Origin of the sequence: Austwickia chelonae NBRC 105200 (assembly GCF_000298175.1) — a bacterium.
Classification (GTDB): domain Bacteria; phylum Actinomycetota; class Actinomycetes; order Actinomycetales; family Dermatophilaceae; genus Austwickia; species Austwickia chelonae.
In genome coordinates, this window is record NZ_BAGZ01000009.1 from 1 (window position 1) to 25,941 (window position 25,941).

The 25,941-nt window shown below is 66.4% G+C and carries 23 protein-coding genes; 12 read left to right on the forward strand and 11 right to left on the reverse strand.

Annotated features, from left to right (window positions below; all coding sequences use genetic code 11):
• Window positions 1-114: 114 nt before the first annotated feature.
• From AUCHE_RS09820 to AUCHE_RS09840, 5 genes are all read right to left on the reverse strand, one after another.
• Window positions 115-1,185: an ABC transporter ATP-binding protein gene (locus tag AUCHE_RS09820; RefSeq protein WP_006503150.1), complete on the reverse strand. Its 1,071-nt coding sequence runs from the start codon at window positions 1,183-1,185 to the stop codon at window positions 115-117.
• The gene (locus AUCHE_RS09825; RefSeq protein WP_006503151.1) at window positions 1,182-1,997 is read right to left on the reverse strand and encodes an ABC transporter permease; all 816 of its coding nucleotides are present in this window, start codon (window positions 1,995-1,997) and stop codon (window positions 1,182-1,184) included. Before AUCHE_RS09825 ends, AUCHE_RS09820 begins: the two co-directional genes overlap by 4 nt.
• Entirely contained in the window at window positions 1,994-2,749 is a 756-nt protein-coding gene (modA, locus tag AUCHE_RS09830) for a molybdate ABC transporter substrate-binding protein (protein ID WP_006503152.1), read from the reverse strand. Before modA ends, AUCHE_RS09825 begins: the two co-directional genes overlap by 4 nt.
• Window positions 2,746-3,150: a TOBE domain-containing protein gene (locus AUCHE_RS09835; RefSeq protein WP_006503153.1), complete on the reverse strand. Its 405-nt coding sequence runs from the start codon at window positions 3,148-3,150 to the stop codon at window positions 2,746-2,748. The genes modA and AUCHE_RS09835 overlap by 4 nt, the downstream gene beginning before the upstream one ends.
• A 167-nt stretch (window positions 3,151-3,317) precedes the next feature.
• On the reverse strand, window positions 3,318-5,402 hold the full coding sequence (locus AUCHE_RS09840; protein WP_006503154.1) for a catalase: 2,085 nt from the start codon (window positions 5,400-5,402) through the stop codon (window positions 3,318-3,320).
• Window positions 5,403-5,580: 178 nt separating this feature from the next.
• Here AUCHE_RS09840 and AUCHE_RS09845 point away from each other — a divergent pair, with 178 nt between their 5' ends.
• The 6 genes from AUCHE_RS09845 to AUCHE_RS09870 all read left to right on the forward strand — a co-directional run bounded on the left by AUCHE_RS09845 (window position 5,581) and on the right by AUCHE_RS09870 (window position 11,287).
• Window positions 5,581-5,910, forward strand: coding sequence for a hypothetical protein (locus AUCHE_RS09845; protein ID WP_006503155.1), 330 nt, complete (start codon window positions 5,581-5,583; stop codon window positions 5,908-5,910).
• A gap of 137 nt (window positions 5,911-6,047) precedes the next feature.
• Window positions 6,048-7,592: an acyl-CoA carboxylase subunit beta gene (locus AUCHE_RS09850; protein WP_006503156.1), complete on the forward strand. Its 1,545-nt coding sequence runs from the start codon at window positions 6,048-6,050 to the stop codon at window positions 7,590-7,592.
• A gap of 9 nt (window positions 7,593-7,601) precedes the next feature.
• Entirely contained in the window at window positions 7,602-8,072 is a 471-nt protein-coding gene (locus tag AUCHE_RS09855) for an OadG family transporter subunit (RefSeq protein ID WP_006503157.1), read from the forward strand.
• A gap of 5 nt (window positions 8,073-8,077) precedes the next feature.
• Window positions 8,078-8,626, forward strand: coding sequence for an acyl-CoA carboxylase biotin carboxyl carrier protein subunit (locus tag AUCHE_RS09860; protein WP_006503158.1), 549 nt, complete (start codon window positions 8,078-8,080; stop codon window positions 8,624-8,626).
• A gap of 3 nt (window positions 8,627-8,629) precedes the next feature.
• Entirely contained in the window at window positions 8,630-9,751 is a 1,122-nt protein-coding gene (locus AUCHE_RS09865; protein ID WP_006503159.1) for a sodium ion-translocating decarboxylase subunit beta, read from the forward strand.
• Between the two features lie 84 nt (window positions 9,752-9,835).
• Window positions 9,836-11,287, forward strand: coding sequence for an MFS transporter (locus AUCHE_RS09870; protein WP_006503160.1), 1,452 nt, complete (start codon window positions 9,836-9,838; stop codon window positions 11,285-11,287).
• A gap of 797 nt (window positions 11,288-12,084) precedes the next feature.
• On the opposite strand, the gene AUCHE_RS09875 is transcribed toward AUCHE_RS09870, so the two are convergent.
• Entirely contained in the window at window positions 12,085-12,912 is an 828-nt protein-coding gene (locus tag AUCHE_RS09875; protein ID WP_006503161.1) for a hypothetical protein, read from the reverse strand.
• 84 nt (window positions 12,913-12,996) lie between these two features.
• Window positions 12,997-13,770, reverse strand: coding sequence for a TetR/AcrR family transcriptional regulator (locus tag AUCHE_RS15705; RefSeq protein ID WP_006503162.1), 774 nt, complete (start codon window positions 13,768-13,770; stop codon window positions 12,997-12,999).
• A gap of 601 nt (window positions 13,771-14,371) precedes the next feature.
• On the opposite strand from AUCHE_RS15705, the gene AUCHE_RS09885 reads away from it, so the two are divergent.
• Window positions 14,372-15,952: a catalase gene (locus AUCHE_RS09885; protein WP_006503163.1), complete on the forward strand. Its 1,581-nt coding sequence runs from the start codon at window positions 14,372-14,374 to the stop codon at window positions 15,950-15,952.
• A gap of 303 nt (window positions 15,953-16,255) precedes the next feature.
• Window positions 16,256-17,575: an acyltransferase family protein gene (locus AUCHE_RS09890; RefSeq protein WP_006503164.1), complete on the forward strand. Its 1,320-nt coding sequence runs from the start codon at window positions 16,256-16,258 to the stop codon at window positions 17,573-17,575.
• A gap of 11 nt (window positions 17,576-17,586) precedes the next feature.
• Here the strand turns inward: AUCHE_RS09890 and AUCHE_RS09895 are convergent, their stop codons facing one another.
• Window positions 17,587-18,624, reverse strand: coding sequence for an alpha/beta hydrolase (locus AUCHE_RS09895; RefSeq protein WP_006503165.1), 1,038 nt, complete (start codon window positions 18,622-18,624; stop codon window positions 17,587-17,589).
• Between the two features lie 39 nt (window positions 18,625-18,663).
• Entirely contained in the window at window positions 18,664-20,406 is a 1,743-nt protein-coding gene (locus AUCHE_RS09900; protein WP_006503166.1) for an FAD-dependent oxidoreductase, read from the reverse strand.
• Between the two features lie 137 nt (window positions 20,407-20,543).
• Here AUCHE_RS09900 and AUCHE_RS16630 point away from each other — a divergent pair, with 137 nt between their 5' ends.
• The 3 genes from AUCHE_RS16630 to AUCHE_RS09910 all read left to right on the forward strand — a co-directional run bounded on the left by AUCHE_RS16630 (window position 20,544) and on the right by AUCHE_RS09910 (window position 23,926).
• Complete coding sequence (locus AUCHE_RS16630; RefSeq protein ID WP_143115224.1) at window positions 20,544-20,759, forward strand: hypothetical protein; 216 nt, start codon at window positions 20,544-20,546, stop codon at window positions 20,757-20,759.
• 64 nt (window positions 20,760-20,823) lie between these two features.
• Window positions 20,824-22,470 (forward strand): FAD-dependent oxidoreductase, encoded by a 1,647-nt coding sequence (locus AUCHE_RS09905; protein WP_006503168.1) that lies wholly within the window; start codon window positions 20,824-20,826, stop codon window positions 22,468-22,470.
• Between the two features lie 202 nt (window positions 22,471-22,672).
• On the forward strand, window positions 22,673-23,926 hold the full coding sequence (locus AUCHE_RS09910; protein ID WP_006503169.1) for an N-acetylglucosamine-6-phosphate deacetylase: 1,254 nt from the start codon (window positions 22,673-22,675) through the stop codon (window positions 23,924-23,926).
• Between the two features lie 104 nt (window positions 23,927-24,030).
• Here AUCHE_RS09910 and AUCHE_RS09915 read toward each other — a convergent pair whose 3' ends face one another.
• A complete protein-coding gene (locus AUCHE_RS09915; RefSeq protein ID WP_081578195.1) occupies window positions 24,031-24,540 on the reverse strand; it encodes a TSUP family transporter in 510 nt (169 codons plus the stop codon).
• Between the two features lie 79 nt (window positions 24,541-24,619).
• The gene (locus tag AUCHE_RS09920) at window positions 24,620-25,099 is read right to left on the reverse strand and encodes a DUF2975 domain-containing protein (RefSeq protein ID WP_040322132.1); all 480 of its coding nucleotides are present in this window, start codon (window positions 25,097-25,099) and stop codon (window positions 24,620-24,622) included.
• Between the two features lie 429 nt (window positions 25,100-25,528).
• Between AUCHE_RS09920 and AUCHE_RS17905 the strand changes: the two genes are divergently transcribed.
• Window positions 25,529-25,765 carry a YkvA family protein gene (locus AUCHE_RS17905; protein WP_074788545.1) on the forward strand — a complete coding sequence of 79 codons (237 nt, stop codon included), beginning with the start codon at window positions 25,529-25,531 and terminating at the stop codon, window positions 25,763-25,765.
• The last annotated feature ends 176 nt before the right edge of the window (window positions 25,766-25,941 follow it).

The window sequence follows — 25,941 nt, forward strand, 5'->3', positions numbered from 1 at the left end:
GACCACATATGTCGAACACGCGCGACACGAACCTACCTGTTCAGAGGCCGCGCACACCCTTCAACTCCGAAAGATCTGATGTCTCAATGTCTTCGGCTGCCAGAGGTACGGTGATCACCGTTCGTACAAGCAGACCTGGGTCGCCTTGACCACCAAACGGACGGGAACACCTGGGCGGAGATCGAGCTCGACGACGGCGGCCGCAGTGAGATCCGCCGACATCATGTCCCCGCCGGGCAGGGCCGCAGTCACCCGGGCGAGCGCGCCGCGCGGTTCGACGCCGGTCACGACGGCGGGCAGGTGGTTGCGGGGGCTGCCGCCGGGGTCGACGAGGTGTACGCCGACAGCTGCGGGGGGGATGGTGGCCAGGGTTTCCCGGCCGACGTGCAGGGGGTGACCGGTGGGCATCCCGGTGAGAGAGGTGCCGTCGAGGTCGATGCGGTCCGGTCCGGTGGCGATGCCGTGGAGCAGGTTCACGCCGACCAGGTCGGCGAGGAAGGCGGTGCGGGGGCGGGTGAGGAGGTCGGTGACTTTCCCCTCGGCGGCGATGTGTCCTTCGTCGACGACGACGAGACGGTCGGCGAGGGCGAGGGCGTCGATGACGTCGTGGGTGACGAGGAGCGCGGTGCGTTCGGAGTCGGTGAGGATCTCCCGGAGGAGGGAGCGGGTGCTGGCGGCGACGGTGATGTCGAGCGCGGCCATCGGTTCGTCCAGGAGGAGCAGCCGCGGTTCGGTGGCGAGGGCGCGGGCGAGGGCGACGCGTTGCGCCTGACCGCCGGAGATCTGCCAGGTGCGCCGGTCGGCGAGTGCGGCGCAGCCGACCTTGTCCAGGTGTGCGCGGGCGCGGGTGCGGGCGGGGGCTCGCCGGGTGCCGGTGGCGCGCAGTCCGAAGGCGACATTGTCGAGGACGTCGAGGTGGTCGAAGAGGAGTGGCCGCTGGTCGAGCAGGGCGATCTGGCGTCGGTGGGTCGGCAGGTGCCGTTCCGGTCCGCTGACGAGGTCGCCGTCGATGTGGACGGTGCCGGTGGTCGGGCGGAGTTGTCCGGTGACGAGTCGGAGGAGTGAGGTCTTGCCGGCGCCGTTGGGGCCGACGACGGCGACGGTGTCACCGCGTCGGACGTCCAGGTCGAGGTGGAGGTCGCGGTCGGTGAGTCGGGCGTGGACGGCGAGTGCCGGGGTGGTCATGGGGTAGTGGTCCTGGGGGTGAGGCGGGCGGCCCAGCCGGTGGCGGCGACGGTGGCGGCGGCGACGATGATGAGGACGAGGGCGAGGGCGAGGGCGGAGTCGGTGTCGCTCTCCCGTTGGAGGTAGATCTCCAGGGGGAGGGTGCGGGTGACGCCTTGGAGGGATCCGGCGAAGGTGAGGGTGGCGCCGAATTCGCCGAGGGATCGGGCGAAGGACAGTGCGGTTCCGGAGGCGACGGCGGGCAGCATGGTGGGCCAGGTGATTCGGGTGAGCACGAAGGTGGGTGAGGCGCCGAGGGTGGCGGCGACGTCTTCCCGGTCGTGTCCGGCGGCGCGGAGTGCGCCTTCGACGGCGGTGACGAGGTAGGGCATGGCGACGAAGGTTTGGGCGAGGACGACGGCGAGGGTGGTGAAGCCGATTTCGATGCCCCAGGTGGACAGGGTGGTGCCGAGTAGGCCGCGTCGGCCGAGGGTGGTGAGCAGGGCGAGGCCGGCGACGACGGGTGGGAGCACCATGGGCACGGTGACCAGGGTGCGGACGAGGGTGGTCCAGCGGTGGTGGGATCGGGAGAGCAGGAGTGCGAGGGGGAGGCCGAGGGCCAGGCAGAGGGTGGTGGAGGCGAGGCAGGTGGTCAGGCTGAGTCGGAGTGCGTCCAGGGAGGTCTGTGAGGTGAGCAGGTGGGGCACTCTTGCCCAGGGGATGCGGGTGGCGATGCCGGCCAGGGGGAGGGCGACGAAGGTGAGGGCGATGCCGCCGGGGAGCAGGAGCCAGCGGGGTAACGGCTGCCCGTGGGGGTGGGTCGTCGGGTTCACGGCGTGGTGAAGCCGTGTCTGGCGAGGATCTGGCGTCCTTTGTCGGAGAGGACGGCGGCGATGAAGGCTTTTCCGGTGCCTTCGTGGTCGGCGTCTTTCACCAGGGTGATGGGGTATCGGTTGACGACCTTGTCCGAGCCGGGGACGGCGATCGTGCGGACTTTGTCGCCGGAGGCCTTGGCGTCGGTGGCGTAGACGATCCCGGCGTCGGCTTCGCCGGATTCGACCTTGCCGCGGACGTCGGTGACCTTGGTCTCTTCGGAGACGGGTTGCAGGGTGAGGCCGAGGTTTTCGGCGAGGGTCCTGGTGGCATTGCCGCAGGGGACGCCGGCGGCGCAGGTCACGAGTTTCTTCCCGGTGAGTGAGGCGTCGAGGCCGGTGATCTGTCCGGGGTCGTCCTTGGGGGTGATGAGGACGAGGATGTTGCCGGCGAAGACTTTCGGGTCGCCGGCGGTGACTTTCTTCTCCTGGGCCTTGTCCATGTTCTTGGTGTCGGCGGTGGCGAGGACGTCGGCTCTGGCTCCGCCGGCGAGTTGGTCGACGAGGCTGTTGGAGCCGTCGTAGTTGAAGGTGACCTTCAGGTCGGGGTGTTCTCGGGCGATCTCGGTGAAGGCGCCTTTGAGGGAGGCTGCGGCGAAGACGGTGACCGGTCCGGTGGGGGCGTTCTTGTTCTGGGTGGTGGCGGTGGCGCAGCCGGTGAGGAGGACGGTGAGGGCCAGTGCTGCGGGGGTGGCGCGGCGGATGTTTTTCATGCGGTGGCTCCGGGGGTTTCCAGGATGACGTTGGTGGCTTTGACGACGGCGGTGGCGACGGCACCGATGTGCAGGTCCATCTCGTGGACGGCTTCGGTGGAGATGAGGGAGACGACGCGGTAGGGGCCGCATTGCAGTTCGACCTGCGACATGACGGTGTCGGAGGTGATGGAGGTGATCAGGCCGGTGAAGTGGTTGCGGGCGGAGGCTGTGCGTTGCCCGGTGTCGATGTCGGTGCGGTGGAGTTCCTGGGCGAGGCCGGCGAGGTCGGCGCCGTCGACGGTTTTGCGTCCGGAGGTGTCCTTGGTCGCGGAGATGCGTCCGGCGTCGATCCAGCGGCGGAGGGTGTCGTCGCTGACCCCGAGAAGATCAGCGGCTTCTTTGATCCGTATCTGCGTCACAAAACAAGGATTCTGCCTGAAGAAGCGGAGAAAAGCCTGGTCTTTCTCCGTATACGGCGGAGCGGTCGACGCCCTGGGTGAGGGCATCGACCGCTCCGCCGCATCGGATGTTCAACGAATCATGCAGCAGCCGAAGGAAAGAGAGGAGTCCTTCACCCGCCGAAGACTCAAGGGGACACCTCTCGTTCCCAGTGGCGGAGCCCGGCCAACCTCCGGACGAACTCCTCCGGCGCCAGGACATCCAGATCGAGGAGGCCCTCGTCCATCCGGTCCGCGACACCGGCGGACACCAACAACGGACGTGCCGCCTCCGTGTACCCGATGAACTTGTGGTGGGCGAAGGCGTCACTGACGAAATCGCGGGCGCTGGACTTCGCGGCCATTCCGCCGACACTGCCCGCCCCCGGCAGCAATGCCACCGCGTCGTACAACACCGACGGCGCACCCTCGAGCAGCTGCTCCACGACGAGCGTACTGCCGTCACTCAACGACACCCGACCGCCGACCGGGGCGATGACCTGCACGGTGGCACCCTCCGCCTCGACCGCACTCTTCACCCCGAGCACCGTCCGAGCCTCCGCCCCCTCACCGGTCAACAGGCCGAGACGACGACCGGCGAAACTGGACGGACCGTTCTTGAGGATGCTCAACGAGTCCGAGGGCGGCAGGTCCGTCCGTGGCGGGACGGCGGCCGGCGCAGGATCGGGCAAAGGCAACCCCAGCCCGGCCGCGACCCGCGAGGCCAACTCGTCGTCCACCTGCCGCAGGTGAGCGACGATCCGCTGCCGGACGGCCTCGACCTCGCACTTGCCCAGTTCGAAGGTGTAGGCGTCGACGATATGGGCCTGCTCCACAGCGGTCTGGCTGATCCAGAACTGCCGGGCCTGACTGTAGTGATCGGCGAAGGTCGGCGAACGGTGACGGACCCGAGGGCCTGCTTCGTCTGCCGGATACGAGGTGAAACCGGTCGCGGCGTCGGCCCGCGGCCCCCGCTGCTCCCCGTCCCACCCGTTGGGCTCGTAATTGGCGCGCCCGACAGGGACGGTGGGTTGCATATGGCCGTCACGTTGGAAGTGCACCACCGGGCAACGAGGCGCATTGACGGGCAGATGGGTGAAGTTGGTGCTGCCCAGGCGGCTCAGCTGGGTGTCCAGATAGGAGAAATTGCGCCCTTGGAGGAGAGGGTCGTCGCTGAAATCGATGCCGGGGACGATGTTCTGCGTGCAGAAAGCCACCTGCTCGGTCTGGGCGAAGTCGTTGTCGACCACTTCGTCGAGAGTGAGCCGGCCGATGACCCGCAGAGGCACCTGCTCCTCGGGGATGATCTTCGTCGGATCGAGCACGTCGAACTCGAAATGTTCCGCGAAGTCGTCGTCGAAGACCTGAACGGCGAGATCCCAGGAGGGCGGGCTTCCCGAGGTGATCGCATCCCACAGGTCGCGCCGGTGGAAGTCCGGGTCGGCGCCGTTGATCTTGACCGCTTCGTTCCACAACACCGATTGCAGCCCCTGGGCGGGCTTCCAATGGAATTTGACGAACCGGCTTCCGCCGGCGGCATCGACGAACCGGAAGGTATGCACCCCGAAACCTTCCATGAAACGGAAAGACCGGGGAATCGCCCGGTCCGACATCTGCCACAGGGTCATATGAATCGCCTCCGGGGTGAAGGAGACGAAGTCCCAGAAATTGTCATGAGCAGACTGGGCCTGGGGGAAGGCCCGGTCCGGCGCTTCCTTCACGGAATGAACCAGGTCCGGAAATTTAATGGCGTCCTGGATGAAGAAGACCGGAATATTGTTGCCGACAATATCCCAGTTACCTTGACGGGTGTAGAGCTTGACGGCAAAACCTCGTACATCCCTCGCCAGGTCGAAGGATCCCTTGTTGCCCGCCACGGTGGAGAATCGGACGAAGGCCTCGGTCTTCTCACCTACCCGCTGAAAGATATCAGCGCAGGTGAGATCGCCGAGGGAGGCCAGCGTCTCGAAGGTCCCCCGGGCGCCGTACCCCCGGGCGTGGACGACCCTCTCCGGGATACGTTCGTGATCGAAATGGAAAATCTTGTCCCTGAGTACAAAATCTTCCAACAGGGTCGGCCCGGAAGATCCTACCCGGAGAGAATTCTGGTCATCGGAGATCGGCGCACCCTGGGCCGTGGTCATCACCAGCCCGCCCTGTGCGGGTTGATGTATTTCCCCACCATGTCCCTGGACCGTTTTCCCTGCAGCCGCCCTCGTCGGGTCGTCAGACATTTCTTCACCTCTTCAACATCGGTCGATGGTCTCAGCTGAGCTCTTCCCCTTTGCCCCGGGCACAAACTTCTTCGGGCCCTTCGGAAATGAGAACTAACGCACCGTTTCACCCCCGACCGACCTGGGTAGCCACCCGGGTGAACACCTGTGGACGATGGAGACCAGCGGAGGAGGAGTCATGCCGCAGAAATCCTGGAGCGCCAAACGTGAGCGCCAGTACGACCACATCAAGGACAGCTTGGAAGACCGGGGACACGACGAGGACGAAGCCGAGGAGATCGCCGCCCGTACGGTCAACAAGGAACGCGCCCGCGCCGGGGAGACCCGCACGGCGAGTCGCACTTCCGTCAAGGACATCTCGTCGGGCCGACGCGGCGGGAAACGCTCCCATCGAGGTGAAGGCGGACGCACCCGCGACCAGCTCTACGAAGAGGCCCGGCGTCGCGGCATACGCGGCCGTTCCCGGATGACGAAGGCCGAACTGGAGAAAGCCGTGGGTCGACGCTGAGAGCCCCCGGCCCCTACAAGTGGTCCATACAAGAGGCTCATGCAAGAAACTTCTTGGACAACAAGGAACTTCCCCACAGATCGCCCCTCCGGGTCCTAGGCTGACAGCGCACTCTCCCCCAGCCGAGGACGACGACGATGTCCGATCAACTCGCCCGTTTGCGCGCCCTGCGCGAGCACGCCCTGGAAGGTGGCGGCCCCGACCGGGTCGCCGCCCAGCACGCCCGGGGCAAGCTCACCGCCCGGGAGCGCCTGGCGTTCCTGCTCGACGAAGCGTCCTTCCAGGAGCTGGGCGCCCTGGCGACCCACGCCGTCACCGACTTCGGCATGGAGAAGCACCGATATCCCGGTGACGGCATCATCACCGGTTTCGGCAAGGTCAACGGGCGCAGGATCGCCGTCTTCGCCCAGGACTTCACCGTGCTCGGCGGTTCGTTCTCCGAGGTGCAGTCGAACAAGATCAGCCGTATCCAAGACCTGGCCCTGGCGGCAGGCATCCCCCTGATCGGTTTGAACGACTCCGGGGGCGCGCGGGTCCAGGAAGGAGTGCGCTCACTGGCGGCGTACGGCGAGGTCTTCGTCCGGAATGTCTCCGCGTCCGGGGTGATCCCGCAGATCAGCGTCATCATGGGACCGTGCGCCGGCGGCGCGGTGTACTCCCCGGCGCTGACGGATCTGACGATCATGGTCGACGGCACCGCGAATATGTTCCTGACCGGTCCGGAGATCATCCGCCAGGTCACCGGCGAGGAGGTCACCGCCGAGGAGCTCGGCGGCGCAAGCGTCCACGCGGCCCGCAGCGGAGTGGCCCAGTTCGTCGCGGCCGACGAACAGTCCGCGCTGCAGCTGGTGAAGGCGCTGCTGGCCTATCTTCCGCAGAACACTCACGAGGACCCGCCCGTCCTGTCCGCCCACGACGACCCCGACCGGATGGACGAGATGCTGAACTCGATCGTCCCGGCGGAGGACAATGCGCCCTACGACATGGTCGACGTCCTGGGCCGGATCTTCGACCGCGGATCGTTGTTGCAGGTCGGGGAGTTCTTCGCCGCGAATGCGATCACGGCTTTCGCCCGCCTCGACGGGCAGAGCGTCGGCATCGTCGCGAACCAACCGTCGGTGATGTCGGGCTGCCTGGACATCGATTCGAGCGACAAGATCAGCCGGTTCATCAGGTTGTGCGATGTGTACAACATCCCGGTGATCACCTTCGTGGACTGCCCGGGATATCTGCCGGGCGTCCAGCAGGAGTACGACGGGGTGATCCGGCACGGCGCGAAGATCATCTACGCCTACTGCCAGGCCACGGTGCCGAAGATCTCCGTCGTGGTCCGCAAAGCGATCGGCGGCAGCTACGTGGCCTTGTCGAGCAAACAGATGAACAACGACGTCGCCTTCGCCTGGCCGTCGGCACAGATCGCGGTGATGGGCGCCGAGGGTGCCGCCCGGCTGTTGCATCGGCGCACGATCGACACCGCCCCGGACCCGGCCGCCGAGGAGGCCCGTTTCGTCGCCGACTACCGGGAGAAGTTCTTCAACCCGTACCGGGCGGCCGACGTCGGACAGATCGACGAGGTCATCGAACCCGCAGAGACCCGCCCCCGGTTGATCCGAGCCCTGGAGGTGCTGAACACCAAGGTCACCCAGCCCGTGCCGAAGAAGCACGGACTCTTCCCGGTATAGGGGGTAGCGATGTCCGAACTGGGGTGGGGCCTGCAGATGACCGTGGCGGGCATGGGGACGGTCTTTGCCCTGCTGATCGCGTTGATGGGCCTGTTGTTGCTGATCGGCCGGTTGGACGGGCCGCCTGCTCCTGCGCCTCCCGCCGAGGGCGCGAACGCCGGGTCCGTCCCACCCGGCCCTGCCGAGACCGAGACCCTCGCCGGACGGAATGCGGCGGAGACGAGAACCTCTCCTGCTGAGAGAGCTCCCGCGGAGGAGGAGCCGGCAGGCACACCACCACCCACCGTGCGGGTCCTGGCCGACGGACTGACCGACGAGATGATCGCCGCGATCACGGTCGCCGTCCTGAGCCATCGTGACCTGCGCCGCAGGGAGGCCGGACCGGAGATGCGGAGACACGCCCCGGGAAGCCACCTGTACGCGAGCCGGTGGGTCTCCATCGGTCGTTCCCGACAGATCCAGTCCTGGCGACGGAAGTGAGCAGCATGCACCGTTACACGATCACGGTCGGTGACCACTCGTATGTCATCGATGTCGACCACCGGTCGGCGGACCGCTTCCAGGTGCAGGTAGAGGGCCGGATCATCGAGGTGCAGGTCGACGACCATCAGGGGCCCGCCAAAGGGACGGTCACCCCGTCGGTGCAGGTCAGATCGCCCAGTGCGGAGGATGTCCCGGTCGGTTCGACGGCATCGGCCGCTGCCGCGCCGGTGTCCGGTGCTCCGGTGACCGGCCCCGCAGTGACCGGCCCGCCGCCACCGCCGAGACCCGCCTCTCCGTCCGCGCCGCCTCCCCCCGCCCGGCCCGCCGGCGGCACCGATCTGATGACGGCGCCGATGCCGGGCGTGATCCTCACCGTGGAAGCTCCCGTCGGGTCGACGGTCTCCCGGGGCGACACCGTCCTGGTCCTGGAGGCGATGAAGATGAAGAACGCCCTGAAGGCACCCCGGGACGGAGTCGTGGCCGAGGTCATGGTCACGGCCGGTCAACAGGTCAAGTACGGCGAGGCGCTCGCCCGGCTCGGGAACGGCTGAGGCATGGACCCGAATACTCTCGACCACCTGCTCGCCGGGGTACGGGCGGTGACCTGGCAGTCGGCCACGATGATCGTGATCGGCCTGGTACTGATCCTGTTGGCGGTGAAGAAGGAGTACGAACCGCTGTTGCTGCTGCCGATCGGTTCGGGCGCGATCCTGGCGAACCTGCCGCTGTCGCCGCTGATGGGTGAGCACGGGATGCTGCAGATCCTGTACAACATCGGGGTCGGTAACGAACTGTTCCCGTTGTTGATCTTCATCGGCATCGGCGCGATGACCGATTTCGGCCCGCTGTTGGAGAACCCGAAGATGGTGCTCCTGGGTGCGGCCGGGCAGTTCGGGATCTTCCTGACCTTGCTCCTGGCGTTGGTCCTGGGTTTCACCCACCAGGAGGCTGCGTCGATCGGCATCATCGGTGCCATCGACGGACCGACGTCGATCTACGTGTCGGGAAAGCTGGCCCCGCACATGTTGGGCCCGATCACGGTGGCCGCGTACAGCTATATGGCCCTGGTTCCGATCATCATGCCGCCGGTGATGCGGGCGTTGACCAGTAAGAAGGACCGGCAGATCCGGATGCCTTATTCCTCGAGGGAGATCAGCCGGACGACGCGGATCCTGTTCCCCATCGTGGTGACGATCGTGGTGGGCACCTTGGTTCCCTTCGCGACACCGTTGATCGGGATGTTGATGCTGGGCAATCTGATGCGCGAGTCGGGTGTGGTGGAGCGGCTGGTGGGGGCCACCTCGAACGAGTTGGCGAATGTGGTGACCCTCTTCCTGGGGCTGGCGATCGGCGCGACGATGGTCGGCGAGCGCTTCCTGCAGTTGTCGACCTTGGCGATCCTGTGTCTGGGGCTGTTGGCCTTCGGGTTGGACACGGCCACCGGGGTGCTCTTCGGGCAGATCCTGAAGGTGCTCTCCGGGGGGAAGTTCAATCCGCTGATCGGTGCCGCCGGGATCTCGGCGTTCCCGATGGCGGCGCGGGTGGTGCAGCAGGAGGCGTCGAAGGAGGACTTCGACAACTTCGTGCTGATGCATGCCATGGGAGCCAATGCCGCTGGTCAGGTCGCTTCGGTGGTGGCCGGTGGTGTGTTGCTCGCTTTGATGGGTACTGCCTGATCCGGGACCTCTTTCCTGCTGTGTGTCGACGTACTCGCTGGTAGCTTGCACGTCTGATCACATCCACCCGCAGGAGTTGACCCCTTGTCTGTTCCACCTGTTCCCTCCTCGCCCATCTCGGCATCCCGATCGACGCCTGCGGATACCCGCCGCGCCATCCTGAACACGGTGAAGGGCTCGTTGGGCAATCTGGTCGAGTGGTACGACGTCTACACGTACACGGTCTTCATCAGCTTCTTCGAGCATCAGTTCTTCGACCCTGGCAACAAGAACTCGACCCTGTACGCCTACGCGGTCTTCGCCCTGACCTTCTTGATGCGCCCGTTGGGGTCCTGGTACTTCGGCAGATATGCCGACCGGCACGGGCGACGTGCCGCGTTGACCTTCTCGGTCTCCTTGATGGCGGCCTGTTCGTTCGTCATCGCGATCACTCCGACCCAGGCCAGCATCGGTGCCCTGGCCGCCGTGGTGCTCATCCTGTGCCGTCTGGTGCAGGGGTTCGCGACCGGCGGGGAGTACGGCACCTCGGCGACGTACATGTCGGAGGCGGCGACGAAGGAACGGCGGGGTTTCTTCTCCTCCTTCCAGTACGTCACTCTGGTCGGCGGGCACGTCCTGGCCCAGTTCACCTTGCTGATCCTGCTGTCGGTGCTCTCGAAGGAGCAGATCCTCGACTGGGGTTGGCGGATCCCCTTCGCGATCGGTGGTCTGTCGGCGCTGGTGGTCTTCCGGTTGCGCCGCACGATGGACGAGTCGCTGCCCGAGGAGGCGCTGGCCGCGGCGAAGGAAGGGCGTGATCACCGTTCGGGGTCGATCGTCGAGCTGTTCACCCATTACTGGCGTCCGTTGCTGTTGTGCTTCCTGATCACCTTGGGCGGCACGGTGGCCTTCTACACCTACAGCGTGAATGCCCCGGCGATCGTGAAGGCCACCTTCAAGGACGCCACGATGACGTCGACGTGGGTGAACCTGTTGGGTCTGATCTTCTTGATGCTCCTCCAGCCGGTGGGTGGGATCCTCTCCGACCGGGTGGGGCGTAAACCGTTGCTGGTCTTCTTCGGCGCGAGTGGGCTCGTCTACACCTATGTGTTGTTGACCTATCTGCCGCGGAGCACGAATGCCGTGGTCTCCTTCCTGTTGATCTGCGGCGGATATGTCGTGTTGACCGGTTACACCTCGATCAATGCGCTGGTGAAGGCCGAGCTCTTCCCGGCTCATGTGCGTGCGCTGGGTGTGGGCCTCGGGTACGGTCTGGCGAATTCGTTGGTGGGAGGGACTGCGCCGATGATCTATCAGGCGATGAAGTCGGCTCAGATGGTTCCGGTGTTCATCGCCTATGTCACGGCGTGCATCGGGGTGTCCCTGTTGGTGTACGTCTTCTGTCTGACGAACAAGGCGCAGACGCATCTGGACGTCGAGCAGGGGCATGCCTTCGCCGCCGGGGCCGAGGTGCCGGTGGAGGCCGGTGGGCCTTCCGAGGGGCAGATTGTGCTGCCGGAGGGGGAGCTCTCCGCCAAGGCTCAGGATCGGGGCTGATCGGGGCCGGGTCCACCGTCGGGTCCACCTCTGCTCCCGCCTATGGCGTGTCCACACATGCCATAGGCGGGAAAAGCAAAGGATCGAAATAGGAATCAACAATCCCTATCGGCGAGAATCCACGTCGATCTCGCCCCGCGAGGGCCGACGTCCTGGTCAGCGGCATCTCAGGGCACATTGAAATGCTGCGATCAGGATCGGCGCGCACGCATCGGTACATCCTCGGAATCACCCCGTCGACTATCGCCAGATCGCCGAGCTGCAGATGACCGGACCCCGAGAATGGCCTTCAATTTAACACGACGAAATTCCTTACCCCTGTAAATACTTCAAAATATATGACACATCCCGTGCGGCTTTAAGAGCATCTTTTTGGCGCCCTTCGATCGGACCTAAGCCTCGCAGCACCCAAATCCCCCACCCTTCCCCTACCCCGAACCGTAGCCGCCGATCCTCGCAAAGTTCGCCGGACGCAAACGCTTGATGAGATCCGGACGAGACGAGGATCCCTGCGGCTCCACACCCGACACCCGGGGCACCAAGAAGGAATATAATCACCCTTCACTGCGGAAATTGAATGTCCCCGAAGGGAATCGAGGCGCTATTATTTTCTCGCCAGGCCGCCCAGGGCGCCCCCCGCAGAGCCATACCCCGCCCCATATCAAACACCCCAAAAACATATATTCGTCGCCCGAGTACAAATAAGGCCATATAACCCCATTTCGAGATATTGAATCGGAAAGAAAGGCATCCCGGAACTCACCGCCGGTCGACGGGCCAGCATCCACCTCCCCCGATCAGCGCCCCGCAACGCCCTCCCCCGGCGGCCGGCGACGGCGGTACTCCTCGGCAGTGATCGCCTTCGTCGTATCCGGAACATCGACCCGTAGATCGCCCCCGTACTCGATACGAGTCGACGTGAGCCGCAACTGCCCCATCACCGAGACCATGCGCAGCAGATGTCCGTCGTCCCCCAACCAGAACTCGTCGTAATCGCCGACCCCCGCCTCCGACGTCGGCGAAGACGGCCCGGACGCTGCCCCCGGACCCGTCGTCGAGGGCAACGGGCCGACCGTCGGACCGGAATAGAGAGCCGGGTCGTACACCCGGAAACGACGAGCCGGACGGTCCGCGACCATCTCCTGACCCAGCGCGCTCACCCGGACCTTCGGCGAATCAGGCTTCCACAGCACGAACTCCACCGGGCTGCGCGGCTCCGGGTCCGACACCCAGACCGTGGACGAACCATCAGCATCGGCCTGCTGCCGATAGACCCGATCCCCCACGGCGACATTGCTGGCCAAGATACTCAACGCCAGAGAAGCCACCGGCTTACGCTCATCACGCAGATCGAGCCGCACCGTGGGATTCAACACCTGACGCACCGGCTGCCCATCCACCCGATCAACGGAGAAGTTCACCGCAACAGTGCGCTGCTCACGAAAAGCATGGGCCGCACGCTCGAAAGCGGCCCGAGAATCCGAGGGCTCCAACACCCCGGACGCCGTCGGCAAAGGACCCGGTGCACCCCCGGCCGGAACCCCGGCCCCACCACATCCTGCCGAACCGGCCACCACCCCCGCCACGACGAGGACACACCACAGGCGGGCCTGGCTTGAACCCATCTCGCTCCCAGGTCGGAGGGCATCGGACCGACGCCCGGTCGGCGCCTCCCCCATCATGTCCCAGGGAAGGCGCCGAATCCGCCGTCAGGACCGACCGAATGCCTCGGAAAGCCCGACCCTGGTCGCAGCATCGTCAGCGCCCGCACGCAAGGCGCAGCACCGCAGAGCCTCCTGGAAGATCGCCGCATCGGCGACGACCTCGGAAGGCACCAGACCATCCACCTCCATCCGGATGACCCCGCACAACATGACCCAGTCCCGCAGCGCAGACCACCACACGTCCGCCGGAAGGTCCGGCACCGCCTGCGTGTCCAACCACGGACCCAGGTGGCTACGGATCATCATCGGCGCGGCGGCAGGCAAGGACTGCTCAGCCGGAGCCGAGATCTTGCCCTGGTCGAGCAGAGCTTTCAGACAGCGCGCGAAATGCAGGAGGAACTGGATCGCACGAGGCACCGACTCCTCCTCGGCATCCGGGTCCCAGTGGGACTGTGGCTGTCCGAAGACCAACCGGAACTCTTCCGGCTTGGACAGCGCCCACTCGCGGAAAGCCGCGATGGACGAGAAGAAACGCTCGCTGGCCCTCTCCTCCGGCCACCGGGCGACCTGGTTCTCCATCTCCGCTATGACATCGGCGTAGATCGAGTTGACGAGGGCTTCCTGCAACGCCGCATGAGAGTCGACATAGCGGTAGAGCGCCGGAGCGGTCATCCCCATGTCGGCAGCGATCGCGCGCAAGGACAGTGGTCGTCCTTCCTGTAGGGCGCCACGCGCGATGCCCATCATCTCGTCATATGTCGCTTGGCGGCGCTGGGCACGTCGATCACGGGTAGGGCTGTCATTCACCTGGGCTGCCACGCTCTCACCTTCCTTCAGTTCCCGGGGAGACCGATATCTTCGGAGGTTCCGGGACACACTGGCCTGGCGATGCCGATTAGCTCCCGGTGAAGTTCCGACACCTTGATCGCACACCTGGTGTCCAACCACCCCGGACTCCCCTCGTCGCGGATGCGACGCCAGCAGATCTCGCCTTCGCCGATGCGTGTGATCTCGCCCCGCGAACAGTTCCGTTCCGCTGGCCCGGCATGTCGCCGAATCCGAATTGTATTCACTTTCCGGCGCACGACGAATCACCCTGTTGAATCAGCACTTCGCCACCGGTCGGGAGTAGGGCTTCGAAGACCCCGTATCCCGCCGGAGCACGCAACCCGCCGATAGTCGGCAAAACACGATTCTTGCAGGTCACATTCCGTGGGCGAATCCCCACCACAGAGTCCTGCACCTGGTCCCTATCACTCCCATCGGAAGAAACCATCGCTGTCAGCGTGCATTTCAGGACACGCTGTGGTCGGCTGGAGGTGCGGCACCCAGCGGCACGCACCGTCGTGTCGCGGCTGGAAGACCCCGCGCCGTCCCCCCGGGCGGACAGGCGACCGGCACCAGACGAAGGAGAGCCCTCATGACCGACGCACAGAATCCCGCCATCTCACATACCGACCGCTCCGGTTCCACACTCATCAACGGCGCACCTGCGGTCAGCGACCGGAACAGCCTCACCCTCGGGCCCGACGGACCCCTTCTCCTGCACGACCACGCCCTGGTCACCTCGCTGGCGCACTTCAACCGGGAGAACATCCCCGACCGGAAACCCCATGCCAAAGGCTCGGGTGCTTTCGGGGAACTCCTCATCACCCACGACATCAGCCGCTACACCAAGGCCGCGCTCTTCCAACCCGGAACCCGCACCCGCATGCTGGCCCGCTTCTCCACCGTCGCCGGAGAAGCCGGGTCACCCGACACCTGGCGAGACGTCCGCGGGTTCGCCCTGAAGTTCTACACCACCGAAGGCAACTGGGACCTGGTCGGCAACAACACCCCGATCTTCTTCCTCCGCGACCCGATGAAATTCCCCCATTTCATCCGCAGCCAGAAACGCCTGCCGAACTCCGGATTGCGTGACCAGAACATGCAATGGGATTTCTGGACGACGAATCCCGAGAGCGCCCATCAGGTGACCTACCTGATGGGTGACAGAGGCCTCCCCCGTAGCTGGCGATACATGAACGGTTACGGCAGCCACACCTATATGTGGACCAATACCGAGGGTGAACGCTTCTGGGTGAAATTCCACTTCCACAGCAACCAGGGTGTCGAGAACTGGGCCGGGCCAGATGCGGAGAAAATCGCCGGAGAAGACGCCGATTTCCACCGGCGCGATCTGTTCGACGCCATCGAGAAAGGCGACCACCCCAGTTGGACGCTCAGCGTCCAAATCATGCCCTACGAAGAAGCGAAAACCTACCGTTTCAATCCCTTCGACCTGACGAAGATCTGGTCCCACCAGGACTACCCGTTGATCGAAGTCGGCCGGATGACCCTGGACCGCAATCCGGAGAACTTCTTCGCCCAGGTCGACCAGGCCTCCTTCGCCCCGTCGAATATCGTCCCGGGGATCGGCTTCTCCCCCGACCGGATGCTCCTGGCCCGGGTCTTCGCCTATGCGGACGCCCACCGAGCCCGGCTCGGCGTCAACCACGACCAGCTGCCGGTGAACCAGCCCCTGCCGGAGGTCATGGAAAAGCTCAACGTCTACACCTTCGACGGCCCGATGCGCTACCACCACAGCGGATCCCAGGCCACCTACGCCGCCAACTCGGTCGGCCGCCCCTACTCCGACATCGAAGGCCCCGTCGAAGACCGGTGGGAAGCCGACGGAGAGATGGTCCGCTGCGCCCAGACCCTGCGGATCGAGGACGACGACTTCGGCCAGGCCGGCACCCTCGTCCGGGAAGTCTTCGACGACGCCCAACGGGACCGCTTCGTCCACACCGTCGCCGGCGCCCTCCTGCAAGGAGTCAGCGAGCCCGTCCTGGAACGGGCCTTCTGGTACTGGTCGCAGGTCGACGAACAGATCGGCGCCCGCATCAAGGCCGAGGTCCAGCGCGGCCAGGCCGGCGGCGGACCCGGCAACGACCCCGACAAGGCCGCCGCCAAAGAACCCCGCGCCATCCGGGAGACGGACACCCAGGCCGGACACTGACCCCCGTGCCGACGCAGACCTGACCGCGGCCACCGTCCGGGAGGAAAAACCAGGATCCGTGCAACCGGGTAACCCTCCCGGGCGTATTCCACAGGGGAGGGGTATGTCCGACCCAGTGCAGCCGAGCGCGCACCGGCACCTCTCGGACAGTGCGGCGCCGGGGTGGTTCCCACCACTCCGGCGCCGCCGCATATCATCTCGAAGACCGACATACGCCCGCTCTGCCGGGAATCACCGAGTACTCACAGCTTTTTCCTAGCAAAGCGGTCGAGTCTGGACATCTCCGAGATTCAGGAGCTCGCCATGGCCCGCGGCCCACGCAGACCACTCCACCTCCTCATCGCGACCGTCCGCCATCCCACCTTCCGTCGGCGGGGAAGCCTCCCCCCGATCCCCCCCGGTTCGTCCGTCGACCTCACCTCCTCCCCCACCGAGCCCGCCCCGGCCGTCGTCCGTTCCACCGCACAGACCACTGCGCTCGCCCCGGCGGGGCGTCGCGAACGTATGCCCTGGGTCGACGCCGCCCGAGGAGCCGTCGTGATGATGGTGGTCCTCATGCACGTCGGGCTCTACCACTACCTGCCGATGGCCGAAGGGCGCCGGGCAGCCGACTTCTGGACGGGGGTGAACTCCGTCCTCCAAGTGGTGAGGATGCCGGCCCTGCTGGTGATCTCCGGCTGGCTGGCCAGCTCACGGATCAGGGAAGGGCTGTGCAGCAGGCGGACCCGGCGCAGCATCATCGCCAATGCCTATCTCTACGCGCTCTGGCTGGGGCTCTACACGGTCGCGGCGGTCGCGCTGCATGCGACCACGATGGCCCAGGCCCCGGCCCCCAGCACCTTCGCCGTCCAGCTCCTCATCCCCTACAGCACCCTGTGGTTCCTGGCCGGATTGTGCTGGTACACCCTGATCCTCTCCGCGCTTCGTCGGCTACCGCCCGCGCTGGTGCTCGGGGTGCTCTTCGCGATCGGTTGGACCAGCAGCCTGATCTGGTCGGTCGACAACGGGCTGTGGGCCAATATCCCGCACCTGGCCTTCTTCTTCGGCGTCGGGGTGTACGCCCGTCAGGGTGTCGCCCTGGTCAACCGTTACCCGGGGCGGTCGGCCCTGTTGAGCATCGCGGCCGCCAGCCTCTCCATGAGGATCGCCCGCGGGCTCACCCAGCTGGGGCTCGCCGAATACGCCTTCCACACCTTCACCGCCCTCGCCGGGGTGACCGCCGTCTTCGCCGCGGCCTGCCTGACCGCGCAGTTCGCTGCCCGCAGCACCCGGCTGCTCGCCTGGATGGGACGTCGCACCCTGCCGGTGTACACCCTGCACTACCTGGCGGTGATGGTGCTGTCCACGGTGGAGAGCGGCCCCCTGTACGAGTTGGACCGGGCGCTGCTCGCCTCCGAATCGGGGGTGTGGATGTATCCCCTGGTCGTGACCGCCGCGATCGTGCTGCTCTCGGTGACCGTGAAGGAAGTCGCCGACCGGATCTGTCTGAGTTGGTTGTTCGCGATGCCCCGACTCAGCACGCTCCGGCCGACATGGGCGCGGCCGTATCTGCCCGCGCTGCGTTCGACCGGTGTGCCGCGAGCGCTGCGTCCGGTCAGATTGCGTTTGGAGGGACGTCGCTGACCTGCCCCGGGTCAGCCGTGGTCCGCCGGGGCGAGATGGCGAGCCAGGAATTCCACGACCTTGCTCTGGATCTCCGGTTCCTCGTAGAACCGGGGTGCGGAGTGTCCGCCGGGAACGAGGACCAGTTCGGTGGGTGAGCCGTGGGCCCGCACGGCGTCGTAGATACGTTGCGACTGGGCGTGGGGGACGATGCAGTCCCGGGTGCCGTGGAGGAAGAGCATGGGCACCCGGGTGCGGGTGGCGTAGGTGAGGGGGCTGGCGGCGGTGGCAGCGATCCGGCCTTCGCCGTGCTCGGGGTCGCCACGGACGAGTTTGCCCTCGGCGGTCTTCTCCCCGCGGGATCGGCTGCGACAGCCTGCATGGTCCCGGTCGTCGAACAGCCCGACCAGGTCGGAGACGCCGTAATAGCTGATGACGGCTTGGACGGCGCTGGAGACCGTGGTGTCGCCGAGTTCTCCTTCCAGGTCCGGTTCGACCGGCCGCGCCGGGCGTTCGTCGTTCCCGTCGGGGTCGGTCCCGGGGTCGTCGGTCGGGGTCGGGGCCGGTCGGTGGTCGGGAACCAGTCCGACCAGGTCGGCCAGGTGTCCTCCGGCGGAGTCCCCGGCGACGGCGAACCGGCGGGGGTCGAGGTCGAGCTCTGCCGCGTGGCCGCGCAGATACCGGACGGCGGCCTTCACATCGTGCAGTTGGGCGGGGAAGGCCGCTTTGTCCACGAAGCGGTAGCGGACGCTGGCGACGGCGTAACCGTGGTCGGCGAGCAGGCTGCGCAGTCTGCCGTAGTTGCTGCGCAGGGGCATGGCCTTGTCACCGAAGGACCAGGCGCCCCCGTGGACGAAGATCACCAGGGGGAACGGTCCGCTGCGTTCTCGGGGGAGGTAGAGGTCCAGGCGGTGTGCGGGGTCGCGGTCGCCGGCGTAGGGCCGGTCGGCGACGGTGGGCCGGTCGGCGGTGAAGGGCGACAGTCCGGGGGTGGCGCTGCCTGCGCAGAGGGCGACGAGGGCGGCGCCGAGCAGGCTGAGGGCGGCGCGTTGCCAGGTCCTGCGCTGCATCGTCCCGCCCGTCCTCGTCGGTTGGTGATTCTTTCAAGTTCAACATGTCGCGGAGTCGACGGGGGAATCGGGGTGGGGGGAGGGCAGCCATCCGGGCAGTGCGGGGTCGGTCGGGAGCACCGGGGGCAGGCGCCGGTACCCCTCGCCCGGTGCAGGTCGGTTGTCGGGTTCTCCTTTGTTGGGCCACAAGGACATCGCGCGTTCCGCCTGGGCGGTGATCGTCAACGACGGGTTGACGCCGAGGTTGGCCGAGACGGTCGAGCCGTCCACGACGTGCAGCTCGGGGTACCCGTACAGCCGGTGGTACGGGTCGACCACGCCGTGATCCGGGGTCTCCCCGATGACGCACCCGCCAAGGAAGTGCGCCGTCATCGGCACGTCGGCGAGCTCACCGATGCTGGACAGCGGGAATCCTCCGATCCGGCGGGCGATCTCCCGGGCGGTGCGGTGTCCTTCGGGGATCCATCGCGGGTTCGGCTGCCCGTGTCCTTGCCGGGAGGACAGGTGCCATCCACGCCACCGGCTGCGCCGTCCGCGCACGGTCAGGGAGTTGTCGTGGTTCTGCATGACCAGTGTGATGAAGGTGCGTTCGGACCAGTGGGGCAGTCCGAGAGCCACGGAGAGCACCCGGTCCGGGTGGCGGGCGATCTGTCCCAGCCATTTCACGAACCGCGGGATCCGTCCGCCTCCGTCGGTCATGGGCGTGGTGAGGAGACCCATCAGGTTGGAACCGCGCCCGTAACGGCAGGGTTCGATGTGGGTGGCTTCGTCGGGGTGGAAGGAGGAGGTGATCGCGATGCCTCGGCTGAAGTCGGCCGGTCCGGGCCGGGTCCCGGTGCTGGCCCCGCAGAGGGCCTCGGAGTTGGTGCGGGTCAGGTCGCCGAGGCGGGCGGAGATCCTCGGCAGGGATCCTTCGTCCTTCAGCCTGGACAGGAGGGTCTGGGTCCCCCAGGTCCCGGCGGCGATCACGACCTGTTCACTCCGGTGTCGCCGTTGGTCGGGGTGGGACCACAGCGGTCCGGTGCGACGGCTGGTCACCTCGTATCCGCCGCCGGGCAGGGGTCGGATGTCGGTGACGGTGCGGAGGTCCTGCACGTGGGCACCTTTCCGTTCGGCCCAGTAGAGGTAGTTCTTGCGCAGGGTGTTCTTCGCGCCGTGTCGGCAGCCGGACATGCAGTCCCCGCAGTGCAGGCAGCCGGTGCGTCCGGGGCCTTGTCCGTCGAAGTAGGGGTCGGGGACGGAGACGCCGGGTTCGAGATGTCCGTCTCGTCCGAAGAAGATGCCGACGGGGGTGGGCCGGAAGGTGTGCCCGCGCCCGGTGTCCTCGGCCACGGCTCGGAGGATGTCGTCGGCGGGGGTGGTCAGGGGGTTGGTGGTCACGCCGAGCATGCGGCGGGCGAGGGCGTAGTAGGGCTGGAGTTCGGCCCGCCAGTCGGTGATCGCGGCCCATTGGGTGTCGCGGTAGAAGGCGTCGGAGACCGGTTCGTACAGGGTGGTGGCGTAGTTGAGCGAGCCGCCGCCGACGCCGGCTCCGGCCAGGACGAGGACGTCGCGCAGGAGGTGGATGCGTTGGATGCCGTAGAGGCCGATCCGGGGGGCGAAGAGGAAGCGGTCGATCCGGGTGGAGGGTGCGTGGTCGCCGTCCTCGAAGCGTCGTCCGGCTTCGAGGACTCTGACCTGGTAGCCCTTTTCGGCGAGGCGGAGTGCGCTGACGGATCCGCCGAATCCTGATCCGATGACGATGACGTCGTCGGTGGTGGGGGGAGGTGTGGCGGATGCCATGAAGGCACCGTACGACGGTGGGGGGCGCGTGGTCGGGAGGTGAGGTGCGTCGTCCCGGCTCGGGGGCGGGGTGAGGGGCTTCAGGGTGTCGGGTGTGTTCCGCTCTTGAACGCATGGATACCCCGGGGGGTATATTGATGAGGTCATATCCCCTCACCCCGAGATACTCCTACCCCGTGGAGGACGACCCCATGTGCCGTGCAGTCACCTGCTCCCGTTGCCAGAAGACCACCTGGGCCGGATGCGGAAAACACGTCGACCAGGTCATGGCCGGTGTCCCGACCGCACGTCGGTGCACCTGCCCCCGCGACGCCGGATCGGGCGGATTCCTCGCCAAGATCCTCGGCCGCTGAGCCCTCACCCCCTCAGGCCGGCATCCGGCCCCGGCCGTCCGAACCACAGGAAGAGAACCAGACCATGAAGGTCGTCATCGTCGGCGGGGTCGCCGGCGGCATGTCCACCGCGACCCGGCTACGACGTCGCGACGAATCCGCCCAGATCGTCGTCCTCGAGCGTGGCGAACACGTCTCCTTCGCCAATTGCGGGCTGCCCTATTACGTCGGCGGTGTCATCGAGGAACGTCAGGCGCTGCTCCTGCAGACCCCGCAGAGCCTCGCCGCACGCTTCCGCATCGACGTGCGCACCCGGCACGAGGTCGTCGACATCGACCGCGAGAACAGGACGGTCCGCGTCCGTGACCTGTCCACCGGGACGGAGAGCCTCGAAAACTACGACTCCCTGATCCTCTCCCCCGGCGCCTCTCCCTTCGTGCCCGATTTCCCCGGCGCCGAACAGGCCCTGCGCCTGCGTGATATCGCCGATGTCGACCGGATGACGGCCGCCGTCGCCGGGCACCCCCGCACCGCCCTGGTCATGGGAGCCGGGTTCATCGGTGTGGAGATGGCGGAGAATCTCGTCGAACGTGGCATCAAGGTCACCCTCGTCGAGATGGCCGACCAGGTCCTCGCCCCTCTCGACCCGGAGATGGCCGTCCTCGTCCACCACCGGTTGACCGAACGGGGGGTCGACGTGCACCTGGGCAGCCGGGTCACGGCGTTCTCGGACGGCATGGCCACCTTGTCCAGCGGGCAGGACGTCCCGGCGGATCTGCTGGTCGCAGCGATCGGCGTCCGCGCCGAGTCCGGGCTCGCCGTCCGGGCCGGCCTGGAGGTCAACGAGCGCGGTGGCATCGTCGTGGACGACCGTCAGCGCACCAGCGACCCGCACATCTACGCGGTGGGCGATGCCGCTCAGAAGCGGGACTTCGTCGACGGCGGGGCTGCGATGGTTCCGCTCGCCCAGACCGCCAACAGGCACGGCCGACTCGTCGCCGATGTCATCACCGGGCGGGAGACCCATGCCCAGCCGGTCCTGGGCACCGCCATCGTCGGGGTCTTCGGCCTGCAGGTCGCGGCGACCGGTTGGAACGAGAAACGTCTCCGGGCTGCCGGGCGCCGATTCCGGGCGATCCACACCCATCCCGCCGACCACGCCGGCTATTACCCCGGCGCTCAGGGGATGAGCCTGAAGCTGTTGGTCGACCCGGAGACGGATGCGATTCTCGGCGCGCAGGGCGTCGGCGCCGCGGGGGTCGACAAACGGATCGACGTCATCGCCACCGCCATGCGCGGTCAGATCGCGGCGAGCGAACTGGCCGACCTGGAACTGGCCTATGCGCCGCAGTTCGGTTCGGCGAAGGACCCGGTGAACATGCTCGGCTTCGTGGCCGACAACCTGGCCTCGGGCATGACCGAGGCGGTGCAATGGCACGAGCTCGACGCCATGGTGGCCGCCGGGGCCCACGTGCTCGACGTACGCACGCCAGGGGAGTACGCCGCCGGAGCGATCCCCGGAGCGGTACTCATCCCGGTCGACGAGCTGCGCGATCGCCTCGACGAGGTGCCCGAGGGCGACCTGATCGTGCACTGCGCGGTGGGACTACGAGGGCATATCGCCGTGCAGATCCTGGGCCGGCACGGCCGTGCGGTCCGTCATCTCGACGGTGGTTATCGCACCTGGCGCGCCGGGCAGGATGCCCTGTCGGTGCGCGTCGCACACCGTTAGCACCCGAACCCCGCCGCCCGGGTGGAGTCGGCACCGCTCGGGCCCGTGCCCCTCGCCTCCGGTCGGGCGGGGGGCACGGCGGCGTCTCCTCGAAAGTGATGACGCCCCAGAATGTGTCGAAGTCTTCTGTTCCCCGGCCCGGGCCGCGGCCCGAGGGGACCCACTCGTCGAGAGACGAGATCGCCGGGGCCATGATGGCCTGGTGAGCCCGATTTCTGAGAGCACCACCGTCCCCGCCGCGCTGCTCCGCCTGGACGGAACACTCGTCGACGGCGGCCGGCGCGCCCCTCGATCCTGCCTGGTCATCGAAGGCGACCGGATCGCCTACGCCGGCCCCGCCGTCGACCTGCCGCCTCACCTGGCCGAGGCTCCTCGCGCGCCAGGACTGAGCGACGACCTCCTTCTGATGCCGGGTCTGGTCGACCTTCACCACCACGGTGCCGCCGGCGGTGAATACGGCCCCGACCCGGAGGGTTGCCGCCGCGCCATCGCCCACCATCGTGCCCACGGATCCACTACTCTCGTCGCCTCGCTGGTGTCCAATTTTCCCGACGTCCTCGACGCGGGGGTGCGCACCTGCTCACAGCTGGTCGCCGAGGGGGAGCTCGCCGGCATCCACTTGGAAGGACCTTTCCTGTCCTATGCCCGCCGGGGCGCGCAGAATCCCGCGGCGCTCACCGACGTCGACCTGGATCTGGTGGAACGGTTGGCGGCGACAGCGACTTCGGCCGGCGCACCGGACGCTCTCGTCCAGATGACCTTCGCCCCGGAACGGCCGGGCGCCGACGAGCTGCCGGCAGTCCTGGCCCGGCACGGCATCGTGGGCGCGGTCGGCCACACCGACGGCACCGCGGCACAGGCCCGGGCTGCTGTCGAACGCGTCGTCAACGGCACGGCACGGGGCGGGCAGGCCTTGGCGACCCACCTGTTCAACGGGATGCGTCCGCTCCACCACCGCGACCCGGGGCCGATCGCAGGATGTCTGGCGGCCGCGGCGCAGGGCGAAGCAGTGCTGGAGGCCATCGGTGACGGAGTACATCTGGATGCGGGAACGGTCCGGATGCTGTTCGACGTGGTCGGGCCCGACGCTTTGGCGTTGATCACCGACGCGATGTCCGCGTGCGGGATGCCGCCGGGAAAATACACTCTCGGCGGTCAGGATGTCGTCGTCGACGGTCGGACCGCGCGGCTCGTCGAGGGCGATTCGATCGCCGGCGGGGTGGCCACCATGATCGACGTCCTCCGGTGGACGGTCGTCGAGGCCGGAGTATCCCTGCCGGATGCGGTGACCGCTGCGACGGCCACTCCCGCGCGGGTGGCGGGGCTCACCGGAGCAGGCCGTCTGGTGCCGGGCGCCTGGGCCGATGTCCTCGCCGTGGAGGAACAGGACCGGCAAGGCATCCCGTTGGTGGTGCGTGCGGTCTACCGGCGTGGGACGGCCGTCGAACCGGGGTGATCCCTGGCTGTACGCCGAACAGGTCGAAGCGAAGCCAACGGTGAGGCAGGGCCGACGTCCTCCGCCGGGGAAAAAAACGCTGGTGCCGCACCGGAGCAGGGGAATCACGCCCACCCTAAGCCGCGGAGAAGGACGAGGACCCCGCCTGCGAGGGCCAGAAGGATGGCGATGCGCCTGGCTGACTGCGAAGTGATGTGCTGCGCCACTGTGTTCCCGGCCAGTGAGCCGGCGGCGACGGAGATGGCCAGAGCGGGCAGCATCCACCACGGTGGCAGTGCCATGTGGGGAACGGGGAAGAGCGCGCTCTTCAGAATGACCGAGACCAGCCCCATCGTCATGAAGGTCGGCTGCATCGTCGCGGCGAAACTGGTCTGGTTCCACCTCGAGAGGTTGGCGTACACCACCATGGCGGGCGCGGCGACACCCGCCGTCGTGTTGAAGCCCCCGCCGACGAGGGCGGCCAGGCGGCGCGCCCACGGGCTTCGGACGTACGCGAGCTGGGGCAAGGTGAGACTGATCAGCAGCGCGGCGAGAACGATGGAGCCGACGACCACCTGGAGGACGTGGTCGGGCAATTCGCGGACAAGGACGGCTCCGATGCAGGCCCCGGGCAGCGACCCTCTGGAGTGGAGAGGCGGATGGCCTCAGCTCGCCCGTTCTTGCTGGGCGCCCGATCTGACGATGATCGCCATGTCAAACTACGCTCATCATTTTGGCGCGATCCGATATTGCGATCTGTAGCAGGGATTTAAGTGTCGACACGAGGGCCATGAAGCCAGCAAGAAAGACAAGAAGAGCGATGCCTGCCAGGGGAACGCCGAGAGGCCCTAGCGAATTTAGCGCAAAGAAGGCGAACTCGACCAGCGTTAGGGCGAATGCGGCCGCAGCCGAGCCCTGAATGATCGTCATCCATTTCAGTGAACCTTCTTCAAAAATATCTGAGGATTGCACCAAAGAACACAGTCGCCATATAGCAATAAGGGCGACTTGGAAACAGGCTAGCTGCATGACAGACAGGGTGAGAATAGGTATTTTCAGGAATGAAACCTCTGGGAATTGCTGCGCAGAGTCTTCCGCCAAGTACGGCAATGCGACGACTTGAATGATGAGGGTGAATGCGACACCAAAGACTAGAGAGAAGCGAAGTATTATTGATCGAATCTTGAGCATCATGAGTTGATGATCGATTGGCTTCTATCCCTTGTCAAGAGATAGGTCGGTCCTGTGACATACCTCAAGGGGAGGTACAGATGCTTTACCGAGAAGCATCCAGTACCGTACTGGAGCAGCATCAAGGCAGGCCCTGAAACACACCCGGCTTTTTCCTCGTCGTGCTGGGAACACGGTCTACAGCTGAGGTCTACTGAACGAGGTCACTCCCCAACGGGCAAGAGCGCCTCATGCCCTTCAACCGTCGGACATCAATGACAGGTCGCGGTACGGATCAATCGAATCGGATTCGCGAGCACCGCGTCGGTACCGATCACATTGACCCACACCGACCGAGTCTGACCACAAACGCAAGATATCTTATTTAGTGACATCGGCCAGCATGCTTGTTGGCCAGTCGGAATGATGAAATATCGTTTGCATTGTTAGTATTTGCTGGCTCATATCGACCTGGTTCCGGATTTCATTCCCTTACTCGGATACGTTGACGACGCCTTGATCGCCATGTGGGCATTGCAGCTGGCCGTACGGGGTGCTGGGCGCATTACCGTTGAGTTTCCTTGGCCTGGTTCGCCGGATGGGTTGAGATCTGTTCTGTTTCTTGTCGGCCTTGAGGACGCCACTGCTGCAGGTGATGAGCGAGGTGGTGGCATGTCATCGAAAAACTGACGAACAGAAACATGTCGGCAAGACAGCAGAGAACATCCGGCTGACACCCAGCCGACGCTGCTACCTTCACGCCACAGGCGGACGTGCACCCCGGACCGCCCCTGCCTTCCGCAGAGCCGCGGTCACGACCACTGCACACCCCCGCCGCCCGGGCACTGTGCACCCTCGTCCCACCA

Excerpts from the sequence above, each read along its gene's own strand:
- AUCHE_RS09865 (WP_006503159.1), top strand. The coding sequence starts at position 8,630 with ATGGACCCGAATACTCTCGACCACCTGCTCGCCGGGGTACGGGCGGTG.
- AUCHE_RS09875 (WP_006503161.1), bottom strand. The coding sequence starts at position 12,912 with ATGGGTTCAAGCCAGGCCCGCCTGTGGTGTGTCCTCGTCGTGGCGGGG.
- AUCHE_RS16630 (WP_143115224.1), top strand. The coding sequence starts at position 20,544 with ATGAGGTCATATCCCCTCACCCCGAGATACTCCTACCCCGTGGAGGAC.
- AUCHE_RS09845 (WP_006503155.1), top strand. The coding sequence starts at position 5,581 with ATGCCGCAGAAATCCTGGAGCGCCAAACGTGAGCGCCAGTACGACCAC.
- AUCHE_RS09840 (WP_006503154.1), bottom strand. The coding sequence starts at position 5,402 with ATGTCTGACGACCCGACGAGGGCGGCTGCAGGGAAAACGGTCCAGGGA.
- AUCHE_RS09850 (WP_006503156.1), top strand. The coding sequence starts at position 6,048 with ATGTCCGATCAACTCGCCCGTTTGCGCGCCCTGCGCGAGCACGCCCTG.
- AUCHE_RS09900 (WP_006503166.1), bottom strand. The coding sequence starts at position 20,406 with ATGGCATCCGCCACACCTCCCCCCACCACCGACGACGTCATCGTCATC.
- modA (WP_006503152.1), bottom strand. The coding sequence starts at position 2,749 with ATGAAAAACATCCGCCGCGCCACCCCCGCAGCACTGGCCCTCACCGTC.
- AUCHE_RS09895 (WP_006503165.1), bottom strand. The coding sequence starts at position 18,624 with ATGCAGCGCAGGACCTGGCAACGCGCCGCCCTCAGCCTGCTCGGCGCC.
- AUCHE_RS09820 (WP_006503150.1), bottom strand. The coding sequence starts at position 1,185 with ATGACCACCCCGGCACTCGCCGTCCACGCCCGACTCACCGACCGCGAC.
- AUCHE_RS09920 (WP_040322132.1), bottom strand. The coding sequence starts at position 25,099 with ATGATGCTCAAGATTCGATCAATAATACTTCGCTTCTCTCTAGTCTTT.
- AUCHE_RS09890 (WP_006503164.1), top strand. The coding sequence starts at position 16,256 with ATGGCCCGCGGCCCACGCAGACCACTCCACCTCCTCATCGCGACCGTC.
- AUCHE_RS09885 (WP_006503163.1), top strand. The coding sequence starts at position 14,372 with ATGACCGACGCACAGAATCCCGCCATCTCACATACCGACCGCTCCGGT.
- AUCHE_RS09905 (WP_006503168.1), top strand. The coding sequence starts at position 20,824 with ATGAAGGTCGTCATCGTCGGCGGGGTCGCCGGCGGCATGTCCACCGCG.
- AUCHE_RS09855 (WP_006503157.1), top strand. The coding sequence starts at position 7,602 with ATGTCCGAACTGGGGTGGGGCCTGCAGATGACCGTGGCGGGCATGGGG.
- AUCHE_RS09860 (WP_006503158.1), top strand. The coding sequence starts at position 8,078 with ATGCACCGTTACACGATCACGGTCGGTGACCACTCGTATGTCATCGAT.